Annotated in this window: 4 protein-coding genes; 2 read left to right on the top strand and 2 right to left on the bottom strand. The window is 61.4% G+C overall.

The genetic code is table 11. From position 1 onward, the window contains the following. Window positions 1-1135 (top strand): hypothetical protein (locus CN311_RS33550; RefSeq protein WP_245440969.1); only part of this gene is annotated, 1135 nt, incomplete at its 5' end. Window positions 1136-1151: 16 nt separating this feature from the next. Next, a complete protein-coding gene (locus CN311_RS32340; RefSeq protein WP_133117272.1) occupies window positions 1152-1445 on the top strand; it encodes a hypothetical protein in 294 nt (97 codons plus the stop codon). A 114-nt stretch (window positions 1446-1559) separates the two neighbouring features. Here CN311_RS32340 and CN311_RS27205 read toward each other — a convergent pair whose 3' ends face one another. Together CN311_RS27205 and CN311_RS27200 are read right to left on the bottom strand one after the other, a co-directional pair. Further along, the gene (locus tag CN311_RS27205) at window positions 1560-2549 is read right to left on the bottom strand and encodes an NAD-dependent epimerase/dehydratase family protein (RefSeq protein WP_097576728.1); all 990 of its coding nucleotides are present in this window, start codon (window positions 2547-2549) and stop codon (window positions 1560-1562) included. A 106-nt stretch (window positions 2550-2655) separates the two neighbouring features. Next, window positions 2656-3526 (bottom strand): AAA family ATPase (locus CN311_RS27200; RefSeq protein WP_165779868.1); only part of this gene is annotated, 871 nt, incomplete at its 5' end.

The raw sequence follows: 3526 nt of genomic DNA, 5'->3' as shown, positions 1-3526 counted from the left end.
GGTTGATGTTCAAACCGTCGAGCAGCTCAACGAATTGCCAGAGGGCTCGAAGGGCCTGATCTGGCTCAACGAGGGCGAAGGCGTAACCCAGTCCTTCATCGACAAGGTCACCCCCTTCATCGGCAATCCGAAGCTGTACGGGTTCTTTCTCGTCGATGAGCCGGATCCAACCGGCAAGTACCACACCCAGGTGGATGCGGCCGACCTGAGAGCGGAATCCGATTACATCCATTCCAATGTGCCGGGCGCCAAGACCTTCATCACCCTGATGGACATGGGCTCCGCCGCAAACCCGGATTATTCCAACACCTACAACTATGCCAACACCCATATCGATCTGTTCGGCTTGGACCCTTATCCGGTGCGCACCGGCACCAGCACCGTCGACTACGACATGATCGACAGATCGGTGGCGGCCGCGGTGGCCTCGGGTATCCCGATCAGCCAAATCGTTCCGGTCTACCAGACCTTCGGCGGCGGCAATTGGACGACCAATACGGGCGGCAAATATGTCATGCCCACGACGGACCAGTTGCAGACCATGATGGACCATTGGGAAAAGCTGGTTCCCAATCCCGCCTTCGACTTCGCCTATGCCTGGGGCGAGCAGGAAGGCGACACCGCGCTCGAACACTCCCCGACCCTGCAAGCCTTCTTCAGGGAACACAATCTGAGTGATGCCGGGACGCCGACTGCTCCCACAACGCCAACTACCCCTTCCAGTACGGATACGGGCGACAGCGGTTCCACCGTGACGGCTCCTTCCCGCGCTGATACAAGCAACAGCAAAGCTACTGCGGCGACCTCTGCCCACGTCGACACCAGCGACAGCAGTTCTACCGCGACCGCGCCTTCCCACCCCAAGGCCAACCATGACAGTCATATCACCGATGGTGGCGATGGATTCCGCGCATTCGCCAGCACCGACAGAATGGGAGGAGACCATGGCGGCAACCATAACTACCAGGTCGACAAGGCGAGCGGGGGCAGCAGCGTCGACCGGACGCTGGCCGCGCTGAGCCAGTCGTTTTCTGACGGCTGGGGGAACAGTCACGCCAATGCCAACCGCGCCGATAGGACGGCGGCCAACCTTGCCGACGACGGGGTTCTCCCACACTGCCCATGGCAGGGTTAGCGCCAATAGCGACAGCTTGGGCGGATACAGAGGCCACGATGCCTTCGTTTTCAAGACGAATTTCGGCACCGGCCATACCGACAGGAACATCGAGTCGAACAAGTCTCAGGACAAGATCGACCTTGATCACTCCGCTCTTGCGGGACCCAAGCCGGCGGGACTTTCTCACGCTTTTTCTGGCCATGACAGTTCCGACCGTGTCATCCATAACAGTTTGACCGGGGCGCTCTCGTTCGACGATGATGAACACGGAGGCGCATCTCAAGCGCAGTTCGCCACGCATTTCCCATGGCAACATCACTCGTTGTGATCTGAAGCCTTGTGACGTGAAGCAGCTACGCCTGGAAAATTAGCTTCCGGCTCGGCTTTGCCACCTTGGAGCGCGTCGTGTGATGGAATTCATGCGGGCGCGCTTTTCGGCTGGCTACTCCCGGTTTGTTGCGGACAGCGCCATCCATTCCGACCGGTACCAGTCGACAAACTTCTTCAGGCCATCCTCTATCGAAACGCTCGGCCGGAAGCCGAAATCGCGCTGCAGCGCCGCGATGTCGGCATAGGTTCGCTCCACATCGCTCGTCTGCATTGGCTCGTTCTTGCGGATCGCCGCGACACCGAGCAGCTTTTCCAGAATGTCGATGAAATCGCCCAGCCGCACCGGCCGGTTGTTGCCGACATTGTAAAGCCTGTTCGGCGGAACCTCCGTGGGGGGCTTGTCGAGCACGGCAACGACGGCCTTCACCACATCGTCGACATAGGTGAAATCGCGCCACATCTCGCCATTGTTGAACACCCGGATCGGCCTACCCTCGAGCATGGCCTGGGTGAATATCCAATAGGCCATGTCGGGCCGGCCCCAGGGACCATAGACGGTGAAAAACCGCAGGCCGGTTTGCGGGATGCCGAAGAGATGGGCGTAGGTATGGCTCATCAGCTCATCCGCCTTCTTGGTGGCGGCGTAGAGCGACACGGGCTTGTCGACCTGGTCGGCCTCACTGAACGGCACGGTGCGATTGCCGCCATAGACGGAGCTCGACGAAGCATAGACCAGATGCTCGAATGCGGGCTCGGCGCGGCAGAATTCGAGCACTTCGAGATGGCCCATGACGTTGGAGCGGACATAGAGCCGGGGATTGTCGAGGGAGTGGCGCACGCCCGCCTGCGCGGCGAGATGGACAATCCTGACGATGCCCTTGCCGGCCAGGGCGGTGGTAAGCGCGCCCGGTGCGGCAATATCGAGCTGGTGAAATGAAAAATCCCGGTGGGGCAGAAGGCGGGCGAGCCGACCCTTCTTGAGCGCCAGATCGTAATAGTCGTTCATGTTGTCGACGCCGACCACCGCCTCTCCCCTGTCGAGGAGATGATGGCAGACATGGCTGCCGATGAACCCCGCGGCTCCAGTGACGAGTACAGGCAACGAGGTTCTCCACACGCACAACTATCGGACGGAAACCGTCCGCTTCATGTCGTGCTATAATCGAAAGCCGGAATTGAGGCCACCGGCAAGCCGCGTTATCGATGCTTCAGCTCGCCTCGCGCATGGCTTCGGCCGCCTGCAGGTCGACCGATACGAGCTGGCTTACGCCTTGCTCGGCCATCGTCACGCCGAACAGCCGGTTCATGCGCGCCATGGTGATCGGGTTGTGCGTGATGATGACGAAACGCGTCTCGGTGGTATTGGCCATTTCGTCCATGAGATTGCAGAAACGCTCGACATTGTGGTCATCCAGCGGCGCGTCGACCTCGTCGAGCACGCAGATCGGCGCCGGATTGGTCAGGAACACGGCGAAGATCAGCGACATCGCCGTCAGCGCCTGCTCGCCGCCGGACAGCAGCGTCATGGTCTGCGGCTTCTTGCCGGGCGGGCGGGCAAGGATCTCGAGACCGGCCTCGAGCGGGTCGTCGGATTCGATCAGTTGCAATTCGGCCGTGCCGCCGCCGAACAGATGCGAGAACAGCCGCTGGAAATGGCCGTTGACCACCTCAAAGGCAGCGAGCAGCCGTTCGCGGCCTTCGCGGTTCAGGCTCTGGATCGCCTGCCTGAGCTTGCGGATCGCCTCAATGATGTCCTCGCGCTCGGAAACGATGGTCTCCAGCCGGTCGGACAGTTCCTTCTGTTCCTCCTCGGCGCGCAAATTGACGGCGCCAAGCCGTTCGCGCTCGATCTTCAACCGGTCGAGCTGACGCTCGATCTCGGCCATTTCAGGCATCGGGCTGTCGGCTTCGAGGCCAGTATGGCGGATGACCAGATGCGGCGGCGTGTTCAGCGTTTCCTGGATACGCGCCTCGACCTCCAGCCGCCTCTCGTCGGCGGCGGTCAGCCGCTCTTCGGCGCGGACGCGCGTTTCACGCGCCTCGGCCAGCGACTGGATCGCCGCGGTCGCGGCCTTGTCC

The sequence above is a fragment of the Mesorhizobium sanjuanii genome, from assembly GCF_002529485.1.
In the GTDB taxonomy this organism is placed as follows: Bacteria; Pseudomonadota; Alphaproteobacteria; order Rhizobiales; family Rhizobiaceae; genus Mesorhizobium; species Mesorhizobium sanjuanii.
Note: the sequence above shows the minus strand (reverse complement) of the source record. Positions and strands in the feature narration are given on the sequence as shown.